Source organism: Collinsella sp. AF29-7AC, from assembly GCF_003475665.1.
In the GTDB taxonomy this organism is placed as follows: Bacteria; Actinomycetota; Coriobacteriia; order Coriobacteriales; family Coriobacteriaceae; genus Collinsella.
The window spans coordinates 88,045-109,451 of the sequence record NZ_QRQX01000007.1 but is presented as its reverse complement, the minus strand read 5'-3'; the positions used below and the strand labels follow the sequence as shown (position 1 = coordinate 109,451).

Annotated in this window: 18 protein-coding genes; all 18 read right to left on the bottom strand. The window is 60.9% G+C overall.

The window, feature by feature from the left end; translation table 11 throughout:
- The 18 genes from rny to DWZ15_RS04705 all read right to left on the bottom strand — a co-directional run bounded on the left by rny (nt 1) and on the right by DWZ15_RS04705 (nt 21,403).
- A complete protein-coding gene (gene rny, locus DWZ15_RS04790) occupies nt 1–1,551 on the bottom strand; it encodes a ribonuclease Y (RefSeq protein WP_089573375.1) in 1,551 nt (516 codons plus the stop codon).
- A 257-nt stretch (nt 1,552–1,808) separates the two neighbouring features.
- A complete protein-coding gene (locus tag DWZ15_RS04785) occupies nt 1,809–2,501 on the bottom strand; it encodes a regulatory protein RecX (protein WP_118449678.1) in 693 nt (230 codons plus the stop codon).
- 11 nt (nt 2,502–2,512) lie between these two features.
- The gene (gene recA, locus DWZ15_RS04780) at nt 2,513–3,661 is read right to left on the bottom strand and encodes a recombinase RecA (RefSeq protein WP_022094695.1); all 1,149 of its coding nucleotides are present in this window, start codon (nt 3,659–3,661) and stop codon (nt 2,513–2,515) included.
- Nucleotides 3,662–3,918: 257 nt separating this feature from the next.
- Nucleotides 3,919–4,449, bottom strand: coding sequence for a CinA family protein (locus DWZ15_RS04775; RefSeq protein ID WP_118449676.1), 531 nt, complete (start codon nt 4,447–4,449; stop codon nt 3,919–3,921).
- Between the two features lie 12 nt (nt 4,450–4,461).
- On the bottom strand, nt 4,462–5,010 hold the full coding sequence (gene pgsA, locus DWZ15_RS04770; RefSeq protein WP_233544636.1) for a CDP-diacylglycerol--glycerol-3-phosphate 3-phosphatidyltransferase: 549 nt from the start codon (nt 5,008–5,010) through the stop codon (nt 4,462–4,464).
- A 99-nt stretch (nt 5,011–5,109) separates the two neighbouring features.
- Nucleotides 5,110–6,459: a 30S ribosomal protein S12 methylthiotransferase RimO gene (rimO, locus tag DWZ15_RS04765; protein WP_118449672.1), complete on the bottom strand. Its 1,350-nt coding sequence runs from the start codon at nt 6,457–6,459 to the stop codon at nt 5,110–5,112.
- A 27-nt stretch (nt 6,460–6,486) separates the two neighbouring features.
- Nucleotides 6,487–6,984, bottom strand: a complete 498-nt coding sequence (locus DWZ15_RS04760; protein WP_118449670.1) for a YajQ family cyclic di-GMP-binding protein — start codon at nt 6,982–6,984, stop codon at nt 6,487–6,489.
- Nucleotides 6,985–7,010: 26 nt separating this feature from the next.
- Nucleotides 7,011–8,504, bottom strand: a complete 1,494-nt coding sequence (locus DWZ15_RS04755; RefSeq protein WP_118449668.1) for a RodZ family helix-turn-helix domain-containing protein — start codon at nt 8,502–8,504, stop codon at nt 7,011–7,013.
- Nucleotides 8,504–11,281 carry a DNA translocase FtsK gene (locus tag DWZ15_RS04750; protein WP_233540494.1) on the bottom strand — a complete coding sequence of 926 codons (2,778 nt, stop codon included), beginning with the start codon at nt 11,279–11,281 and terminating at the stop codon, nt 8,504–8,506. The genes DWZ15_RS04755 and DWZ15_RS04750 overlap by 1 nt, the downstream gene beginning before the upstream one ends.
- A 1-nt stretch (nt 11,282) precedes the next feature.
- The gene (locus DWZ15_RS04745; RefSeq protein ID WP_117654800.1) at nt 11,283–12,953 is read right to left on the bottom strand and encodes a ribonuclease J; all 1,671 of its coding nucleotides are present in this window, start codon (nt 12,951–12,953) and stop codon (nt 11,283–11,285) included.
- Nucleotides 12,954–13,592: 639 nt separating this feature from the next.
- Nucleotides 13,593–15,839 (bottom strand): polyribonucleotide nucleotidyltransferase, encoded by a 2,247-nt coding sequence (locus DWZ15_RS04740; protein ID WP_117779073.1) that lies wholly within the window; start codon nt 15,837–15,839, stop codon nt 13,593–13,595.
- 149 nt (nt 15,840–15,988) lie between these two features.
- On the bottom strand, nt 15,989–16,267 hold the full coding sequence (gene rpsO, locus DWZ15_RS04735; protein ID WP_099431792.1) for a 30S ribosomal protein S15: 279 nt from the start codon (nt 16,265–16,267) through the stop codon (nt 15,989–15,991).
- Nucleotides 16,268–16,405: 138 nt separating this feature from the next.
- Complete coding sequence (gene recO / locus DWZ15_RS04730) at nt 16,406–17,155, bottom strand: DNA repair protein RecO (RefSeq protein WP_118449666.1); 750 nt, start codon at nt 17,153–17,155, stop codon at nt 16,406–16,408.
- A gap of 15 nt (nt 17,156–17,170) precedes the next feature.
- The gene (gene era / locus DWZ15_RS04725; RefSeq protein WP_199579890.1) at nt 17,171–18,238 is read right to left on the bottom strand and encodes a GTPase Era; all 1,068 of its coding nucleotides are present in this window, start codon (nt 18,236–18,238) and stop codon (nt 17,171–17,173) included.
- A 12-nt stretch (nt 18,239–18,250) separates the two neighbouring features.
- The gene (locus DWZ15_RS04720) at nt 18,251–18,628 is read right to left on the bottom strand and encodes a diacylglycerol kinase family protein (RefSeq protein WP_118449664.1); all 378 of its coding nucleotides are present in this window, start codon (nt 18,626–18,628) and stop codon (nt 18,251–18,253) included.
- A 9-nt stretch (nt 18,629–18,637) separates the two neighbouring features.
- Nucleotides 18,638–19,147 (bottom strand): rRNA maturation RNase YbeY, encoded by a 510-nt coding sequence (gene ybeY, locus DWZ15_RS04715; RefSeq protein WP_118449662.1) that lies wholly within the window; start codon nt 19,145–19,147, stop codon nt 18,638–18,640.
- Nucleotides 19,144–20,130 (bottom strand): PhoH family protein, encoded by a 987-nt coding sequence (locus DWZ15_RS04710; RefSeq protein ID WP_118449660.1) that lies wholly within the window; start codon nt 20,128–20,130, stop codon nt 19,144–19,146. Before DWZ15_RS04710 ends, ybeY begins: the two co-directional genes overlap by 4 nt.
- Nucleotides 20,111–21,403, bottom strand: a complete 1,293-nt coding sequence (locus DWZ15_RS04705; RefSeq protein WP_118449658.1) for a MiaB/RimO family radical SAM methylthiotransferase — start codon at nt 21,401–21,403, stop codon at nt 20,111–20,113. Before DWZ15_RS04705 ends, DWZ15_RS04710 begins: the two co-directional genes overlap by 20 nt.
- Nucleotides 21,404–21,407: the final 4 nt, after the last annotated feature.

Sequence of the window (21,407 nt, the reverse complement as noted above, 5' to 3'; positions counted from 1 at the left end):
TTATTTAGCGATATCGACAGCGCGGCTCTCGCGAATCACGACGACGCGCACCTGACCGGGATACTCCATCTCTTCCTCGATCTGATGGGCGATATCGTGAGCCAGGACCGTGGACTGGGCATCGGAGATCTTGTCCGGCTGGACCATGACGTGGACCTCGCGACCGGCCTGCATGGCATAGGTACGTTCGACGCCGTCATGGGAGTTGGCGATCTCCTCAAGCTTCTCAAGACGCTTGATGTAGTTCTCGGCAGACTCGCGACGGGCACCGGGGCGAGAGGCAGAGACAGCATCGGCGGCCTGCACCAGGACATCGAGCACCGTGTTGGGGTCGACATCGGCATGGTGAGCCTCAATAGCGTGGACGATAACGGGCTTCTCGCCATAACGGCGGGCAAGCTCGGCGCCGATGACGGCATGCGGGCCCTCGACGTCGTGGTCGATTGCCTTGCCCAGGTCATGAAGCAGGCCGGCGCGCTTGGCGGTCACAACGTCCAGGCCAAGCTCGGAAGCCATCACGCCGCACAGATCAGAGACCTCGAGGGAATGCTGAAGCACGTTCTGACCAAACGAGGTACGGTAGCGCAGGGCACCAAGGGTCTTGACGATCTCGGGGTGCAGATCGTGGATGCCGGTATCGAAGGCAGCCTGCTCGCCAGCCTCGCGCACGCGCTGCTGAACCAGGTCGGCGGCCTTGTGATACATCTCCTCGATACGGGCAGGGTGAATGCGGCCGTCGGCGATGAGGTTCTCGAGGGCGACGCGGGCGGTCTCACGACGGACCGGGTCGAAGCTCGAAAGAACGACGGTCTCGGGCGTGTCGTCGATCACGAGGTTGACGCCGGAAACCTGCTCGAAGGTCCGGATGTTGCGACCCTCGCGACCGATGATACGGCCTTTGAGGTCATCAGAGGGAATGTGCACGGAGGTAACGGTGACCTCGGCAGTGTGATCGGCAGCGCAGCGCTGAATCGCCAGAGACAGAATCTCCTGGGCGGTCTTGTGGCACTCGGCGCGAACCTGCTGCTCAGACTCGCGAATGATCGTGGCGGCCTCGTGGGTGACCTCGCCGCGAACCTTATCAAGGAGCTCCTTGTGCGCGTCCTCGCGGGTAAGGTCGGCGATACGCTCGAGCTCGGAGGTCTGCTTTGCGCAGAGCTCCTCGAGCTCACGGGAGCGCTTCTCGACCTGACCGGCCTGGCTGGACAGCTGATGCTCGCGCTTGTCGAGAGCGTCGTTGCGGCGATCGAGAGATTCCTCGCGCTGCATCACGCGGTTCTCGAGCGTACGAATCTCGTTCTTACGCTGCTTGTCCTCGGCCTCAGCGGCCTGCTTGTTCTTGATGATCTCCTCTTTAGCCTCGAGCAGAGCCTCTTTTTTGAGGGTCTCGGCCTGACGCTTAGCATCACCGATCAGGGACTCAGCCTGTGCGTGTGCCGACTGGATTTTTTCGTCGGCCTCGTGAAGACTACCCTGCTTGGCGGTGCGCATGTAGGCAATGGCGGCGATGGCACCCAAAACGATGCCAACGAGCGCTGCGATGATAGGCATGCTCACTCCTTTTTATGGATTCGTTACACAACAAAGCGAACCGTCCTTACGAACGGCTCGCGACATTTGAGTAATATGGGCGCAGCTTATGCGGGTCGGATACAGATAAACATATAAACAAACTCATCACAGATGAGCACATATCACAAAGCAAATGACAGTGTTTATCGTACGTTGAACCACAACAACTGTCAAATAAATGGCCCCAGCACGGCGGCTAAAACGCGGTGAACGGCAGGGCCACAAAACGCATACGCCTAAACCGCACATTCCTCGCGTTCGGCATTAAGACGTGCCTTAACGGCATCGGCGGCGATGTGATACGAGAAGCCCTTGCCCATCAAAAACCGAACCAGTTTTTCGAATCCGCGCGTCTCTGGAACACGCCGCTTGGCGAGCAGGGCTGACGCACGCGCCAAATCGTCTTCGACGGCAAAATAATCCCCGGGATAACCGGGAATGTCATCGAGCACGACATGACGGCGCTTGAGCTCGGTCTCGATTTTACGCTGTCCCCAACCGCGCCGCTTGCGTTCCTCGATAAAGTACGAGCAAAAGCGGTTCTCGTCTAAAAAGCGATACTCGGTGGCGCGCTCGACGGCGAAATCGATCGCGGACTGGCGAAAGCCGTAGCGAGCCAGCTTGTCACGGACCTCACCCGTCGCATGGTCGCGTCGCGATAGCATCTCGGTCACCATGGTAAGTGCACATTTACGCTCGATGAGCTGCACCGCTTCACGAAAGTTATCCCAATCACAGGGAAGATCGGGGCGATTTTTGACATACAGGCGCGCGACCCGCACGGGAATCCAAATGGACCGCTCAAAACCGCCCTCAAGCTCACAATCGATATGTGCGCAAGGCTTTTTGGACGCATACCCGCTCGAGAACGAGGAGGCCGCCTTCTTATCGGGAAAGACGACCGTGGCCTCGGTCACCGTATACGACATGAGCGTAACCGCTACTCGTCGTCATCATCGAGCATGGCGGAACCATCGATGGCGTAAAGCTCGTCAAACTCCTCAGGCGCAGGCTGATCGGTCAGCTCGACCTCGGACGGAGCATCGTCATCAAACTCAAGCCCGCAGGCAAGGCGGACCTTATGCTCAATCTCGTCGGCGCAATCGGGGTGTTCGCGCAGGAACGCCTTGGCGGCCTCGCGACCGTTGCCGAGCTTGTCCTCGCCATAGGCAAACCAGGAGCCCATCTTCTTGCAAATGCCGCACTCGACAGCCATGTCCAGAATCGAGCCCTCCTTAGAGATGCCCGTACCGTACATAATGTCGAACTCAGCAGAACGGAACGGAGCTGCCACCTTGTTCTTAACGACCTTGGCGCGCACGCGGTTACCGATAACCTCATCCTTAAGCTTAATGCTGTCGATGCGGCGAATGTCGATACGCACCGAAGAGAAGAACTTAAGGGCGCGGCCGCCCGTCGTGGTCTCGGGGTTGCCGAACATGACGCCGATCTTCTCTCGCAGCTGGTTAATGAAGATGCATGTCGTGTTGGACTTGGACAGCGAGCCGGCGAGCTTGCGGAGCGCCTGACTCATCAGACGAGCTTGCAATCCGACCGTGGTATCGCCGATCTCTCCCTCGATCTCGGCACGCGGGGTCAGCGCGGCGACGGAGTCGACGACGATGGCATCGATGGCGCCGGAACGCACGAGCATGTCAACAATCTCGAGCGCCTGCTCACCCGTATCAGGCTGGGAAATCAGTACCTCGTCGATATCCACGCCAATGCGCGCGGCATACGTGGGATCGAGCGCGTGCTCGGCATCGATAAATGCCACCACGCCACCCATTGCCTGGGCTTCGGCCAGGATCTCGAGCGAAAGCGTCGTCTTACCGGAGGACTCAGGACCGTAAATCTCGACGATACGGCCGCGCGGCACACCGCCGATACCCAGAGCGGCATCGAGTGCCAGAGCGCCCGTGGGGATGGCCTCAACCTCAAGCTCGGGGCCGCCGTCACCATACCTCATGATGGAGCCTTGACCGAACTTCTTCTCGATCTCGGCCTTGGTGGTGGCGATCATCTCATCGCGCTCTTTACCCGTCGTGCGAGCATGAACGGTACGTACGGGACCTGAATTCTTGGCCATGAATAGCCCTCCTCTTAACAACCTGCATCGATAATAAACGAACGGCTGTTCGTGGTCAACCGTTCAGGCCAATCATACGCAGGCAGTCTTTCCAAAACCCAACCAAACGCCGACCAAACACTGACCAAATGCTTGACCACAAAGGGCCGAATAAGAACAAGGAAGACAAGAATACACCTATAACCGGCGCAAACGCTAAATTCGTCAGGGGTCCCTATCTCCACAATTAAGGGGCCCTAAGGCCCCTTAAAACACGTCTATTCCATAGAGTTGAGCACAAGGGCAATGCGTCCCAATGCCTCCGCGACCGCATGGGCACGAACACACGAACGGTCGCCCTCATAGTGGCAGCGCACAGAGTCCACGACCGGCACTTCCCCATCAGCCGCGCGATACGCCCAGCCAATATAGAAAGTGCCAGCCGGATCGTCCTCAGTGCCGCCGCCGGGGCCGGCATAACCCGTTGCGCTCACTGCAATATCGCTCTGGTACAGCTCCAGCGAACCCGCCGCCATCTCGTGCGCGGTCTGATGCGACACCGCGGTATAGCGGTCGAGCGTCTCCTGATCAACACCCAGAACGCGATGCTTTATCTCATCGCAGTAGGTCACCGCACCGCCACGCAGCACCGCCGAGGCGCCCGGGATATCGGCAATCGTCGAGGAAATCATGCCTGCTGTCAGCGACTCAGCCGTCGAAACCGTCACGTCCCGAGCGCTCGCGCGCTCGACAATATCGCGCGCCAGCTCCTCGTTATGTGCGGAAATCTGCTCAAAAGAGTCCGTCATACCCACCAGGACCTAGACCGAAAAGACGATCTTGCGGCAGTTCCAGAAGTATTGGGCGCCCGAGATAACGGTCAGGACAACGGCAACGGCGTACAGGAAGCGCGACACCGAGTAGATGCCGAGCGTCAGCACCAGCGGGCCAAGGTGCAAGCCGGCCATCGCAAAGACACACAGGTAACCGCAAATGGAGACCATCGTGGTCGCCGTCTTGTACTTGCCAAGCTTATCGGCGGCAACGACCACGCCGGCGGCACTCGCAACCATGCGCAGGGCGCTTACCAACAGCTCGCGGAACAAGATGATGAACACGGACCAAACCGACACGGCGCCAAAGTCCAAGAACAGCAGCAAGGCCGAGAACACGAGCAGCTTGTCGGCGATGGGATCCAAGAATTTACCGAAGTCGGTAATCTCGTTGCGCGAGCGCGCCAGATAGCCGTCAACTTTATCGGTGCACGACAGGATGACGTACAGAATGAAGGCTGCGGCGGCGAGCGGGCCGTCGAAGGTGCTCCAATCCGTACCGGCAACGCTCATGTGAGACAGCGCCGACACGATCATGAACACCGGGATAAAGACGATGCGCACACACGTCACGATATTGGCGGGCGTCCAGACACTCGTCAGTTCCTTATTGCTCTCGTTTGCCACGATGCTCTCCTACTCCACAACATGGCCGATAAGCTCATAGCAGAAGCTATCGGTAAACTCGACCGTCAGAATATCGCCCACGGACGCCTCGCTGGCGTCCAAGTGCACCGCGCCATCGGAATCGGGCGCCTGGAACCAAGCATGGCCGATCAGCTCGGCGCCGTCCTCGGTCTCCTCGATGCCGTCGACGATCACCTGGGCGCGCTCGCCCACATGTGCGGCGGTGGCGGCAAAACCGAGCGACTCGGCCAGGTCCATGGCCTCCTGGGCGCGCTCGAGCTTGACCTCTTCGTCGACCTGGCCCTCCATCTTGGCGGCCAGGCTGCCCTCCTCCTGCGAGTAGGCAAAGACGCTCGTGTAGTCAAAGCCGACGGTGTCCATAAAGTCGATAAGGTCGCGGAACTCGTCGTCGGTCTCGGTCGGGAAGCCAACCATGGCCGTGGAACGGATCACGATGTCGGGGATGCGCTCACGCAGATCGCGGAACAGGTCCTCGAGCTCCTGGCGCGAACCGGAGCGACGCATGGCCTTAAGGATGCGTGCGTCGCAGTGCTGCACGGGAATATCGATATAGGGTAGCACCTCGGGGGTATCGCGAATCGTCTCGATAAGCTCGTCGGTCATGCCCTCGGGCTGCAGGTAGAGAACACGGACCCAGACGTTCTGCGGACGCACGGCCTCGGCTACGGCGCGCAGCAGCTGCGCCAGATTGCGCGGCGAGCCCTCGGCGACGTCACCATCCGCAAAGTCGGTGCCCCAGATGCCCGTGTCCTGGCCGATCAGCACGATCTCTCGCACACCGCCGGCAACCAAGTCGCGCACCTCGGAGATAATGCTCTCGGCATTGCGCGAATGATAGCGACCGCGAATATAGGGGATCATGCAGAAGCTGCAGAAACGGTTGCAGCCATCGGAAATCTTGACGTAAGCAACGGCGCCCTCGACAGTGCGCTTGACTTGCGGAATATAGGCAGCGATCTCACGCTCGACACCCAGCACGCCATCGATGACCGCCACGATGCCGTCCTCCTCGTCGGCCTTCACAAAGGCAGCGACCTCGGGCAGCTCGTCAGGCAGGTCGTCGCCATAGCGCGACGGCACACAGCCGCACATGACGATGGGACAAGAACGAACGCCGTCCTGAACCTCGTTGGCGAGCTCGAGCGTGGTCTCGATGCTCTCGGACGTTGCGGAGGCGAGGAACGAGCATGTATTGACGATGGCGATATCGGCATCCTGTGGGTCGAATGCCTCCTCGTAGCCCGCGGCGGTTAAAAGAGAACGCATGCGGTCGGTGTCAACCTCGTTCTTAGCGCACCCGAGGGTGATGTAGAGCACGGAGCCCAACGGTGTATCCATGTTGGAGAGCAGTCCTTTCGAATGATATTAGCGGTAGTTGGTGAACTGCAGCGGCTGGCCGTAGTCCTGGTCGCGCAGGAACTGGATAACGGTCTGCAACGAGTCCTTCGAAGCAGAGGAAACACGCAGCTTCTCGGCCTCGATGGTCACCTTGACCTTGAGCTTTTGGTCCTTGATGTCCTTATTGATCTTCTTGGCGGTCGCCTGGTCGATACCCTCGACGATATGGCCGAGCACGCGCACGGTGCCGCCCGATGCCGCCTGCGGAGCATCCCACGAGACAGCCTTGAGGTCGATGCCGCGCTTGATGAGCTTGGAGCTCAGGACATCGATGATCTGCTTGGAGACAAAGTCGGCCGGGGCGTTGATCGTAAAGAGCTTGTCGCCCTTCGAAAGCTCGATCGTGGCGCCGGAATCCTTCAGGTCATAGCGCTGGGAAATCTCGCGCGTGGTCTGCTGGAAGGCGTTGTCGACCTCTTGCATGTTGACCTCGGACACGACGTCGAAGCTGGAATCTTTAGCCATGATGTTTCCTTTCGCGTACGAACGGCTTAGTAGCTATCGTACGAATAGTCGGTAGAATCGGTGGGCGTCTGGCCGTCAGTTGCGGTATCGGCGCCATCCGTGGACTGGGCATCGGTGCCGTCGGTGGTGTCGGCACCATCAGAACTTTCACCATTCTCGGAATCAGTCGTCTCCTTCTTGGGAACGGTGATCGTCACGCGCGCCACGCCCGAGGTCTTGGTATCGTAACGGACCTTTTCGCCGTTCTTGGTAACGGTGACATCGGAAGGCTTAGACGTGGTGATCTCGATCGAGGACTCGGGCGTGTACTCCTGCTCAAAGGGGCCAGTCGCCTGAGCGCCATAAACCGACTTTCCGTCGACCTTGACCTCAATCCACGCGGTCTTTCCCTTGGCAACGGAGACCTTAACCTTTGTGACCTCGTTCTCTTCCTTCTTGGCCGTCGTCTTGGCGGCGTCCGAATCAGTCGACTCGTCAGTCGGCTCATCGGTGTCTTCGTCCTCGTCGACCGTTTCGGTCTTCTTAGAAGACTTCTTGGTCGTCGTCTTGGTAACAGCGGGCGTCTCGGGCGTGGTCTCGGGCGTCGAAGATGCGCAGCCGCGCAGAAGTACCACGATGAGCACGATCAGCAGCAACGCCACGGCACCGATACCGGCGTAGACGATACGCGGATCGAGCCCGTTGTTTTGAGGAGCACGGGAACCGCCGCGTCCACGACTGGAACTGTTGCGGCCGCCTCCCTGAGGCATACGGCCACGATTGCTATCGGAACGGCCGCAATAGCCACCCTGGCCCTGAAGGCTGCGCTGACCCGAGCGGGGCGCAAGTTCACCGCGGCCTTGATAGCCACGCTGGCCCGCACGCGGAGCCGAAGAGCGCTGGCCATACGGCTGTGGTTGAGAGCGAAGACGCGGCGTCACCTGCGTGGTATCGGCGTCCGCATAGCCACTGCGAGAGCGTCCGGTGGAGATACCACGGTGACCGCGATCGGAATAGCCGCCGTCGCCGTAGCCGGCACGAGGGTCACGCGCCACGCCGCGGGCAGCGGGAAGTGCACGGTCCTCGGGCATCGGCGTACTGCGGAACCGGTCACGCTGCGAGCGAATCTCCTCGCCCGAACCCGTCTCGGTAATATAACCGGCCTGCTGAGGACGCTGTCCATAGCGAGTCGAACGACCGCCCTGAACCATCAGAAAGCGCCCGTTATCGACAGAGGAACGCGAATTGACGTAGCCGGCGGCGTCCTGGAAACGACCGCCCTGCTGCGACGTCTCGCGTTCGTATGCCATCAGTTCGTCAAAGTAGGCATTGACGACCTCGCGCGGATTGAGTCCCAAAAAACGAGCATAGCTCGAAATCATGCCCTGCGCATAGCCGCGCGGCGGCATCGAAGCAAAGTTACCGGTCTCGAAAAACTCGATGATCTGCGGCCTGATTTTGATGGTGTTGGCGACCTGCTGAATGGAAAGGCCCATTCGGCGACGCTGCTCGAGCAGCATGTCACCAAAGCGTGCAGCCATCAGAATCCTCCAAACTCACGATCTTCACGTGCCATCTCGGCGTCGACAGATTCCAGCGCGGCAAGCCCCTCCTCGTCCAACAGGACCTCGCGCGGCTTGGAACCGTCGGGCGGGCCGACGACACCCTTTTCTTCCAGCATGTCCATAATACGCCCGGCACGCGCATAGCCAACCTTCAGGCGGCGTTGCAGGCCAGATGTGGAGCCCAGCTGCGATTCCACCACAATATGGGCGGCTTCCCAAATGAGCGGATCATCGTCTTGCGGCTCGGCGACTCCGGTGCGGACAATGCCGCCGCCACCAGCCATGGACATGGAAGCGGGCGCCACGGCGGACAGAATCTCCTCGTGGTAGTCGGGCTCGCTCTGCGACTTGACGAACTCGACAATCTCGTTGATTTCGTCGTCCGAGACAAAGCAGCCCTGGATACGGCGGGGCTTGCCCCAGTCGACCTTGGAGAACAGCATGTCGCCCAAACCGGTGAGCTTCTCGGCACCCATCTGGTCGATGATGACGCGCGAGTCGATGCCCGTGGCGACGTTAAAGGCGATGCGGTTGGTGATGTTGGCCTTGATAAGGCCCGTCACCACGTTGGAGCTGGGGCGCTGCGTGGCAACGATAAGGTGAATACCGGCGGCGCGGCCCAGCTGTGCAATACGCACGATCGAGGCCTCGACATCCTTACCGGCGACCATCATCAGGTCAGAGAGCTCGTCAATGATAATGACCAGGTAGGGCATCTTTTGCGGCGGGTTGTCGTAATGCTCAAACTCGCCGGCGGCCTGCTTTTCGTTATAGGTCGAAATCTTACGGACGTTGAGGCGTTCGAATACCTTCAGGCGGCGCTCCATTTCGGACACGGCCCACTGCAGGGCGCTCGCGGCCTGCTTGGGCTCGGTCACCACGGGCACATAGAGATGCGGCAGACCGTTATAGCCCGCAAGCTCGACGCGCTTGGGGTCGACCATGATCAGGCGAACGTCCTCGGGAAGGGCGCGCATGAGCAAGGTCGTGATGATGGAATTGATCATCACCGACTTACCAGAACCGGTCGTACCGGCGATCAACAGGTGAGGCATCTTGGCGAGGTCGGCGACGACCGGCGTGCCCTCGGCGTCGCGGCCGATGGCAAGCTCGAGCGGACCGCCCTTCACATAGGGCAGCACGTCGCCCAGATTGACGTTCTGGCGCTTGCGGTTGGGAATCTCGATGCCCACGAGCGAGGTGCCGGGGATCGGGGCAAAGATACGAACCGACTGGGCGGCGAGCGAAAGCGCAATATCGTCCTCGAGGCTCGAAATCTTGCTCACGCGCTCGCCCTCGCCAGGTTGCAGCTTAAAGGTCGTCACCGTGGGGCCGGCGATCCAGCCGACCACGCGGGCACTGCGGCCAAACTCAAGCAAGGTGGATTGCAGTGACTCAGCGGTCTGCTCCAGCTCCTTATCCGAAGACGCGGCAGAAGCCGACTGCGGGTTGGCATGTAGGATTTCGAGCGGCGGAAGCTTGAGGCCGTCCTCTTCTTCGCCCTCGTTATCTGCGGCGCCGCCGTCCGCTCCCCCATCACGAGCCGCAGCCGATTCGACAGCACTCGTGGCAGGCGCATCGGCAACCTTGGGATGCTTTAAGAAGTCGGGAATCTGAGGTGCGGCCGAAACAGGGTTCACGGCAAACGGCGGCTCGGACTCGTCAACCTTGTCCGGATCGTCCTCCATCGAAAGCTGTCCAGTGACCTGACCGCGCTTGGCGTGGCGACGCGGCAGCAAGGTTGTCTTGGCGGTCTCGAGCGGAGCCTCGTCGTCCTCGTCGTCACCCTCGGTGAGCTCAATCTCGCTATCGGACCAAGAAGGGTCGGGCTCGCTTGTGTTGAGCTTGGGCGCAGCCTTGCCCTTCTTGGCATGGCGGCGCGGCAGCAGCGTGGTCTTGGCGCGCTCGGCTTCAACCGACTCGGATACGTCGACAAATGGGTCATCGTCCTCGTCGTCATCCAAAACCGGGTCGACATCGCCACCCATGACCGTGGTCACCGCGGCGTCAGTCCCCTTCTGGCGCAGAATGCTCAGGTGCGGACGAGCGACGCCGGGAACAGACAGGGCCTCTTCATCGCCCCACGGGCTCGCATTGACATCGGCACGTCGACGCTCGGCAAAATCGGCAGCGCGATCGCGTGCGGAGCGCAAAACGCCACCCACCGAAAAGCCGATAATGACCAAACCAACGACGACAAGCCCCAGCAAGACAACCATGGCGATAGGTTTACCCAGGGCGTTTTGCAAGGCACTTGCGATAAAGGCGCCAATGTAGCCGCCCGACACGGAAAGGTTCTGCGGCGTAAACATAAGGTCGCACGAATCGCTCGTGCCCGGCACCATCAGCGAAAGAATGGAGACGACGGCGATAAAGACCAAGGCGCCGCCCGCAACAGAGCGCACGTTGAGCGGCGAGTCCTCACCCAAAAAGAGCGTGGCGGCAAACAGCAAGATGACGATCGGCAGCACGTAGGCGCCCAGACCAAAGCCCAGGTGGTAGAAACCGGCAACCGCAGCCGTCACGGGCGCTGTTGCCGGAGAGATCACGGCAATGAAGGACGCGATCGCCAAAACGGCGATGACCACACCGGCGATATCGCGATTGGCCGAAGGCTCGACCAAGGGCTCAAACTCATCGAACTCGGACTCGTGGCCCTTATTGGCACGCAGATGGGAACCGGCACCCTTAGCAGATGCCGGTTGGTTATTGGCCTTATTGCCTTTGGCGTTTTGTGCAGATCCGCGCGCCAAACTAAACCTCCATGACGACCGGGATGATCATCGGACGGGTGCGCGTACGGCTCCAGATAAAGTTAGAGAGCGAATCGCGCACGGCCTTGCGAATGGCATCGGAACCGCTGCTGGTAAAGCTGAACTTACCCTTCTCGATCGTCTTCATAATGGACGCGGAGGCATCCTCGGAGAACTGGTCGTCGATGGCAAACGAGACGCCGCGGCCCGAGAACTCGATGGCCTCGATCTTCTTATGTTTGAGGGAGACGATGGCAACGGCCGTGACCATACCGTCGTTGGCGAGCTTCTGGCGATCGCGCAGGACGATGGGGTCGGTATCGCCGATACGCAGGCCGTCGACGTAAACGACACCGGACTCGACGGGCGTACCGCGCTTGACGATACCACCGCGCATCTCGAGCGTGTCGCCGTTATCGAGGATAAAGATATGATCGTCCTTGATGCCCATCTTGCGGGCCAGCTGGGCATGGGCGCGCAGATGCACGGCCTCACCGTGAACCGGCATAAAATACGTGGGCTTGGCCATGGCCATCAGGAGCTTGAGCTCCTCCTGGCTACCGTGACCCGAGACGTGGACGAGAGCGCGGTTCTTATCCCACACGTCGCAGCCGAGCTTGGCCAGGCTGTTGACGACCTGCTGGACGGCCTTCTCGTTGCCAGGAACGGGAGTTGCCGAGAGGATAACGGTATCGCCCTCGTGGATGGAGAGCGTCTTGTGCTCGCCATTGGCCATGCGGGACAGGGCCGACAGCGGCTCGCCCTGCGAACCAGTGCACATGACGACGATCTTGTCGTCAGGCAGGTTATCGATATCGAAGGCATCGATGATATCGGCATCATCGATGTTGAGATAACCGAGCTCGCGCGCCACGCGGGTGTTCGTGAGCATGGAGCGACCGGTCACAACGACCTTACGGCCGCACTTGCGGGCGGCATCGCAGATCTGCTGCAAACGATGGATGTGGCTCGAGAACGATGCGACGAACACGCGACCCGGGGCGTTCTTGATGGCGTGCAGCAGGTTGGGACCAACCTCGGCCTCGGACTTGGTAAAGCCGGGAACCGTGGCATTGGTGGAGTCGGAAAGCAGCAGGTCGATGCCCTGCTTGGCAAAGCGGCTGATAGCGGCATAGTCGGGCGTGACGCCATCGATGGGCGTCTGGTCGAGCTTAAAGTCGCCGGTGTGCATAACGGTGCCCTGATTGGTGCGGATGAACACGCCCAGAGCGCCGGGGATGGAGTGCGTCATCGAGAAGAAGTCGAGCGAGATGCCGCCGAGGTTGACATGGCTGCCGCCCTTGACCTCGCGGAACTTAGGCGCGCGGATGCGGAACTCGGAGAGCTTGCCCTCGATAAAACCGAGCGTCAGCTTGCTCGAGAAGATGGGCACCTTGTTGTTGAGGTCCTGCAGCAGGTACGGAAGCGAACCGGTGTGGTCCTCGTGGCCGTGAGTGACGATGATACCGCGGAGCTTCTCCTCGTTCTCCAGAACATAGGTGTAGTCGGGAAGCACCAGGTCGATACCGGGCTGGGAGTCATCCGGGAACATAAGACCGGCGTCGACGAGCACCATGTCGTCGCCGCACTCGAAGACCGTCATGTTCTTGCCGATGCCGTCAAGGCCGCCGAGCGGAATGATCTTCAAAGGAGATGATTTTTTAGCTGCCATAGGTAAGTGTGGTTTCCTTTCTTCGAAACGGGTCTGGAACAACCGACGGGGCGCTTCTGGCAAACCGACCGCCGGGAACGTACAAACATGCATCACAGAGTCGATGCAATAACCACAGTATGATACCCATTTGCACAACAACAGACCACCCATGCATCAAAGCCCCATCTGAACTGGTCTATCCCGCCGGTTTCCCGTGGGGCGGGCGCTGATGAAGTTTCCTGCTCTACAGTCCTGCTCACGACGGAGGCCACATTAAGTGGCCTCCTGTTCGTGCGGAACTCGCGATAAACTTCATCAGCGCCCGCCCCACGGGAAACCTGCCAAAAAGGGACAGGTTTGTTTTGGTCGGTTTTATCTGGGAAGATGCTGCTGCGGCTATCTACAGATCTGAAATCTGACTACTGAATAGACTGTCTAGCTAAATAGCGAGCGGCACTAACCAGCCCTTTTGCTTGCGACCGGGAGGGGCGCATATGAAGTTTATCGCGAGTTCCGCACGCAAAGGAAAGCACTTAATGTGCTTTCCGTCTTGCGCAGGACTGTAGAGCAGGAAACTTCATATGCGGCCCTCCCGGGCGCAAACAAAAGGGCGACCCCTTAGGAGTCGCCCTTGCATGAGCTGCTTATGTACGGCTGTTACTCGGCGTCGTGGTGACGGCGGGGCTTGCGGCCTCCGTTGTCGCCGGGACGGCGCGGACGGTCGCTGCGCTCGGAGCGCTCGCGACGCGGACGCTCACGACGCTGGAAGTGCTCGCCGTCGCCCTCGGAGGCACCCTCGGCGCGAGCCGGGGCCTCAGGCTTGTCAAGACGATCGAGCGAGATCTTGCCACGGTCGTCGACCTCGATGACGACGACCTTGACCTCGTCGCCCACGTTGAGGACGTCCTCGACCTTCTCCACACGACCCTTGGCGACGCGGGAGATGTGCAGCAGGCCGTCCTTACCGGGCAGCAGATTCACGAAGGCACCGAAGGGCTGAATGGAGACCACGCGACCGGTGTACTCCTCGCCCGGCTCGGGAACCTTGATGATGAGCTTGATGCGCTCGACGGCCTGGTCGACGGACTCGCCGGTGCCGCCGACAAAGACGGTGCCGTCCTCCTGGATGTCGACCGAAGCGCCGGTCTCGTCCTGGATGCCGCGGATGACCTTACCGCCGGAACCGATGACGTCGCGGATCTTATCGGTCGGAACCTGGATGGAGACGATGCGCGGAGCGGTGCTGCGCGTGGTGTGGCGCGGCTCAGGGATCACATCGAGCATCTTCTGCAGGATGTACGCACGACCCTCCTTGGCCTGCTGCAGGGCGCGGGCCAGAATGTCGAAGGTGAGGCCGGTGGCCTTGTTGTCCATCTGCAGGGCGGTAATGCCCTCGGTGGTGCCGGTGACCTTAAAGTCCATGTCGCCCAGGAAGTCCTCGAGACCCTGGATGTCGGACAGGACCACGGTCTTGCCCTCCTCCTGGATCAGGCCCATGGCGATACCGGAGACCGGGCGCTTAATGGGCACGCCGCCGTCCATAAGGGCGAGCGTGGAGCCGCAGGTCGAAGCCATCGAAGAGGAGCCGTTGGACTCCATGACCTCGGAGACGACGCGGATGGCGTAGGGGAACTCGTTCTCGTCGGGGAGCACCGGAAGCAGAGCGCGCTCGGCCAGGTTGCCGTGGCCGATCTCGCGGCGCTTGGGGCTGCCCATGCGGCCGGTCTCGCCGGTGCAGAACGGCGGGAAGTTGTAGTGGTGCATGTAGCGCTTGCCCTCGGTGGGCTCGATGGTATCCAGACGCTGGCCCTCGTTGAGCATACCGAGCGACAGGACGGAAAGCACCTGAGTCTGGCCACGCTGGAACAGACCGGAGCCGTGAACGAGCGGCAGGTAGTTATCCTTCACCATGATGGGGCGAATCTCATCGGCGGCACGGCCGTCGACGCGCTCACCGGTCTCGACGACCATGGTGCGCATAGCCTTCTTCTCGAGCTTCTTGAGCGCCACGGGAATCTCGCGCTCCCAAGCGGCCTGCTCCTCCTCGGTGAACTCGGCACGGATGGACTCCTTCAGAGCCTCGACCTTACCGATACGGGAGAGCTTGTCGGCGTCGCGAAGGGCGGCTGCCATCTCGTCGTAGTGGGCGAAGATGCGCTCCTGGACCTCCTCGACGGGCTGGTCGAGCGGGTACTCCTTCTTGACGATGGCGCCGTTGACCTGCTCCCACTCGGCGACAAACTCGTCCTGAGCCTGGCAGAAGGCAGCAAGGGCCTCCTGGCCAAACTTCATGGCGGCGAGCATGTCGTCCTCGGAGATCTCCTCGGCGCCGGCCTCGACCATCGAGATGAAGTCGGCGGAGCCACCCAGCTCCAGATCCAGATCGGAGTTCTCGCGCTCCTCATAGGTGGGGTTGACGATAAACTCGCCGGTCTCCACGTTACGGCCGATGCGCACGCAGGCAAGCGGGCCCTCGAAGGGCACGCCGCCGAGCGTCATTGCCAGGGAAGCACCCATGACGTTGATGACGTCAAAGGGGTTGACCTGGTCGGCGACGAGCGAGGTGGCGACGATGTGCACCTCGTTGCGGAAGCCGTCCGGGAAGCTCGGACGAATCGGGCGGTCGATCATACGGGCCGTGAGCGTGGCCTTCTCGCTGGGACGGCCCTCACGCTTGAGGTAGCCACCCGGGATGCGGCCGGCGGCGTACATCTTCTCGTTGAAGTCGACGGTCAGCGGGAAGAAGTCGTAGTTCTTACGCTCCTTGGAGACGACCACGGTGTCGAGCATCGTGGTGTCGCCCTGCTTGACCAGACAGGCGCCGGTGGCCTGCTTGGCAAGCTCGCCGGACTCAAAGGTGTAGGTCTTGCCGTACAGCTCAAAGGTCTTGGATACGAGTGTCATTGTTCTCCTTTACCCCACAGGCCCCTTGCCTGCGGGCTTCTCATGTGACGCGGGCCCCCTGCCCCCGCCACGCTTCAGAGCGTGATTGTTCACGCCCTTACACAAAAAGAGCGCCCCGCTGCGCAGGACGCTCTTAGCATGTACAAATCCTACTGGATGTTGTCGCGGATGCCCAGAGCCTTGATGAGCTCACGGTACTCGACGATGTCGTTCTTCTTGATGTAGGAGAGAAGACGACGACGACGGCCGACGAGCATGAGCAGGCCACGACGGGTGTGGAAGTCCTTCTGGTGGGACTTCATGTGCTCGGTCAGCTCCTTGATGCGCTCGGTCAGGATGGCGACCTGAACCTTGGGGTTGCCGGTATCGACCGGGGTGTTACCGAACTGGGCAGTCAGCTCCGCCTTGCGCTCTTTGGAAACAGTCATTGTTTCACCTTTCGTTTTGCGTCGCCCACGGGCGACTCGATTCGCCTCGGACTGGGAAGCCGCCGGTGGAGCGAGCAACCAAGGTCGAGGTACCAACAGGTCGGTATGTTACCACAAGCAGCCCGTGCCTGCGCATCATCACCGACCCAACATGAATTCCATCGCACGGAGGCGCTGATCGGTGTGCGTCGCAGCCCACACATGCGAAAGCCCGAGCAAGAACGCCGCCGTATGCGTGTCGATCCTCTCGACCATAAGCGCATCGAAGGTCATGGACATGAGGGCGCGCAGCCACGCGACCTCACCGGTCGACACCAGCTCGGCACCCGGAACGCTCGACGCGCACGACCCGCACATGAGGCCGCCCGCCTGGGGCGAAAAATACGACAGCATCGGGTCTCCGCACAGCACGCATGCCGAAAAATCGGGTCGGTAGCCAACGTGCGACAGCAATTTAAAGACAAAGGCCGCCACGAGCAGGTCCATATGTGCCGCGTCGAGCCCGCTGCCGACAAGTGTGAGCGCCCGCTGCGTGATGGCAAAGGTAAACGGATCCTCGGCGTCCTCGAACGAGCACACGCGCGCGACCTCGGCGATCGCGCTTGCGGAGCATGTCATCTCGTAATCGGGCGCGGCGCCGAGCGGCGCCTCCATAAGCTCGGCCTGGGAAACCACGTCGAGCGACCGTCCATGCGCAAGCAGCAGATCAACGGTACAGAACATCTCGCAGCGCGCAGCCAGGCGTCCGCCGGGTTTGCGGGCGCCCTTTGCCACGGCACGAACCTGCCGACCCCGCTCGTCAAGCATCGTCAGGATCAGGTCCGTCTCTTTGAGCTTCGTCTTATCGAGCACGAGCACTTTCGTGCGATATGTACGAGAACCTGCCATACGCGCCGCGTGTCCCTAATCCTCGGCGTTATAGCCAAAGCGGCGAATCTGGGCCTCGTCGTCACGCCAGCCGGCCTTGACCTTCACGTCCAGCTCCAAAAAGACCTGGGTGCCAAAGATGCGCTCAAGGTCGCGACGGGCGTCGATGCCGATATGTTTGATCATCTCGCCGCCCTTGCCGATGATGATGCCCTTTTGGCCCTCGCGCTCGACGTAAATGGTGGCGTGCACGCGCAGCACCTTCTTGGTCTGCTCAAGCGCATCGCAAATCACACCCACGGAGTGCGGGATCTCATCACGGGTGCGGCGCAAGACCTTCTCGCGCACAAACTCGGCAACGAGCGTCTCATCGGAAGCGTCGGTACCCATGTCCTCGGGGAACCAACGCGGACCCTCGGGCAAAAAGTGCGCAACGGTCTCGATGAAGGCATCGACGTTAAAGTTCTTGACCGACGACGTCACGATCTCGTCGTCATATTCCATAAGCTCGTGGGCGGCCTTAAGCTGCTCCATGACCTGTGCGGGGTCGGCTTCATCGGCCTTGGTGAGCACCAGGACCTTCTTGCAACGGGCGCATCTGACGCGTTCGGCAACCCAGGCGTCTCCCCTGCCGATCGGTTTGGTGGCATCAATCAAAAACGCGACAACATCGACATCGTTCAGCTCGAACAGCGCACTTTTATTGAGCTCGGACCCTAGACCGTCCTTGGGCTTGTGGATACCCGGGGTATCGACAAAGACCAGCTGGTAGCCGGGGCGGTTGACGACGGCGCGCATGCGGCGGCGGGTCGTCTGGGCCACCGGCGAGGTGATGGCGACCTTTTTGCCATAGCAGGCGTTGAGCAGCGTTGACTTACCGGCGTTGGGGCGGCCGACCAAGGCCACGAAGCCACTGCGGAAACCGGGCTCAACGTCGCCAAAGCCCGCGAGGCTGTCGTCCTCGTCGCACAGGGCGTCGAGTTCCTCGTCGCTCATGCCCTCAAACGGGTCGAACTCCTCGACTTCCTCATAGGCCTCGGTCGCCTTAGCATCCGGGGACTCGTCGTCCAAAATTTCATCGATAGGCTGCATATTGTCGGACATGGGAATCCCTTTCTAAATAAAGCCGAGCGCGTGGGCAAATACCAGCAAGCCCACAATCGCGGCGGTGATTGAAAGTACGTATACCGAGGCGGCGGCGATGTCCTTGGCGCGTTTTGCCAGCGGATGGAGCTCCTGGGTCGCCAGATCGACAATGGCCTCCATGGCGGTATTGCACAGCTCGCCGTGAATCACCAGGCCGCAGCAGATGATAATCGTGGCCCACTCGGCAATGTCGAGCCCCACGATGCAGCCGGCAATGATGGTGCACACGCCCGCTACGAGCATAACCTTAATGTTGCGCTCGGTCTTGACGGCGCTGACGAAGCCCTCCATGGCGTAGGAGAACGACTTTAAAAAGGACGGATGGTCCTTGTTCGATCCGGGAATCATAAGCGGCTCCTAGTCGTGGGCATGGTTCGTGATGGGACCGACGTGGACCAACTTGGGGTCCTCGCCGCGCTCGAGCGCCAGATCGCGCAGGATAGCATCCTCACGGGCCTCCATGACCTCGGCCTCGTCGTCCTCGATGTGGTCATAGCCCAGCAGGTGCAGCATGCCGTGCACAAGCATCAGCCGGCACTCGTCGGCGGGGCTGTTACCAAAACCGGGAGCCTGACGAGCGATAACCTGCGGCGCCAAGATAATATCGCCGAGCTCGATCGTCTCGTCGGCGGGAATGTCCTCGCCAAAGGCCGAGTCACACTCAAACGAGAGCACATCGGTGGTACGGTCGATACCGCGCCACTCGTGGTTGAGATCGTGCATCTCGTCCTCGTCGACATACGAAAGGGAAATCTCGACTTCACGTTCAACGTCCTCGGCAGAAAGCACAAACTGGCAGATATGCTCCACTTCCTGCGCGTCGAGCAGCGTATCGAGCTCGGCATCGTTGCTGATCAATACACTCAACGGGACTCCTTTCGGTCGCGCGAGCGCTGCTCACGCACGTCATCATACGCATCATAGGCCTCGACGATCCTGCCCACCAGGGCATGGCGCACCACATCGGCGCGCTCCAGGTGCGAAAATGCCACATCGTCGACAAGGCCCAAAATCTTCTCGATATCGGCCAGGCCGCCGCGACGACCCACCAGGTCGCGCTGGCTCAGGTCGCCGGTAATCACAAACTTGGAGTTAAAGCCCAGGCGCGTCAGAAACATCTTCATCTGCTCGGGCGTCGTGTTTTGCGCCTCGTCGAGTACCACGAAGGCGTCGCTCAGCGTTCGACCGCGCATGTAGGCAAGCGGGGCGATCTCGATCACGCCGCGCTCCATAAGCTCATCGGTGCGCTCGCGATCCATCATGTCAAAAAGGGCGTCGTAGAGCGGACGCATGTACGGATCGATCTTTTCCTCGAGGGTGCCAGGCAAAAAGCCCAGGTTCTCCCCCGCCTCGACAACGGGGCGCGTAAGGACCAGGCGACCCACCTCGTGACGCTTGAGCGCGGCGACGGCGAGCGCCATGGCTAGATAGGTCTTACCGGTACCGGCGGGGCCCAGGCCAAACGTGATGGTATGCGAGCGGATGGCGTCAACATAGCGCTTTTGGCCGAGCGTCTTGGGACGAATGACGCAGCCGCGATACGACAGCAGCACGTCATCGCGCAGCGACGAGGCGTCGTGCTCTCCATCGCGCAGGACAGCCAAGCAACGCGAGACGTCGTCGGCAGACAGCGTGCGACCGGCAGCAGCCTCGCGAAAAGCGTGTTCGAAAAAACGCGCCACGAGTTCGACCTCGTCCGGGTCGCCGCTCACGGCAATCTGGTCACCGCGCGCAACCACATGGGCGCGAACCAAGTCTTCGACCGCGCGAAGGACAGCGTCGCCCGCGCCCAAGACGCGCGAGGGGTCAATCCCCTCGGGAACGGTAAGTCTAATCTTCGAGGCTTCCATGGACCTCCCTGCGAGCATGGACTAAGCCGGAATCGTCGACTCCGATGATAGCAACATCGAGCAGGCACGGGGCCTTGAGCCCGCAGACATCGTCAAGACGGGCATGATGGAACGAGCCGAGCGTCAGGTTGTCGCCATACTCGAGCACCGCACGCTCGACCGTGCCCACGCGGCGGCGGGCATCGGCAATCGCAAGCTCCTGTGCGGCGGAACGCATGCGGCGGCTGCGTTCGGCCATAATCTCGGGCGGCACCTGATCGGGCATATCGGCCGCAAGGGTACCGGGACGCTTGCTATAGCGGAAGACGTGCATGCGCGAAAAGCCCACGCGACGGCACAACGCCAGCGACTCCTCGAACTCCTCGTCCGTCTCGCCGGGGAAGCCGACAATGACGTCGCAAGAAAGTGACGCCTGCGGCAGATTGGTACGAATCATGCGCACCGTGTCCTCAAAGGCCTCCGCACTATAGGGGCGACCCATGCGATGCAGGGTCGCCGTACAGCCGGACTGCACGGGAAGATGCAAGAACGGCGCGATACGCTGCGGATAGCGCGCCATCACTTTGAGCAGGCGCTCGGAGATGTCCATAGGCTCCACTGAGGAAATGCGCACGTGGGCAATCGTAGTGCGCTCCATAATTGCCTCGAGCAGCTCATCGATCTCCACGTGTTCGTCAGTCGCGCTCTTGCCGTCATAGGCGCCCAGGTTCACGCCAGTCAGCACCACCTCGGGCACACCGGCCTCCTGGGCCTCACGCACCTGCTCGAGTACGGACTCGACGGGCACGGAGCGCTCGGGGCCGCGCGCCTTCCACACGATGCAATACGTGCAACGGTGATTGCAGCCGTCTTGGATCTTCACGCCCAGACGCGAGCGCCCCAGGGCATCGACCACATCGCTGTCGCTGCAAGCGGCCACACTATCGGATTCGACACCCAGCACCTCGCAGACACGCTCGGCGACGTCGATTTTAGACGGTTCGGCAATGACGCGGTCCGAAAGCTCTAGTAGTTCTTCGGGATGCAAGTTGACGACGCAACCGGTCACGACCACGTAGGGCTTACCTGGATATGACAGCGCATGACGGACGGCCTTGCGGGTCTTAGCCTCGGCCTCGCCCGTCACGGCGCAGGTATTGATTACGATCAGGTCGGCATCCTGGGGCTCCACCATCGCAAAGCCCAGGCGCATAAGATCGGCAGTGATACGGTCGGACTCAACCCGGTTGACGCGGCAGCCAAGGTTGACGACGGAAATATGGGGTGCGAGCAAGCGG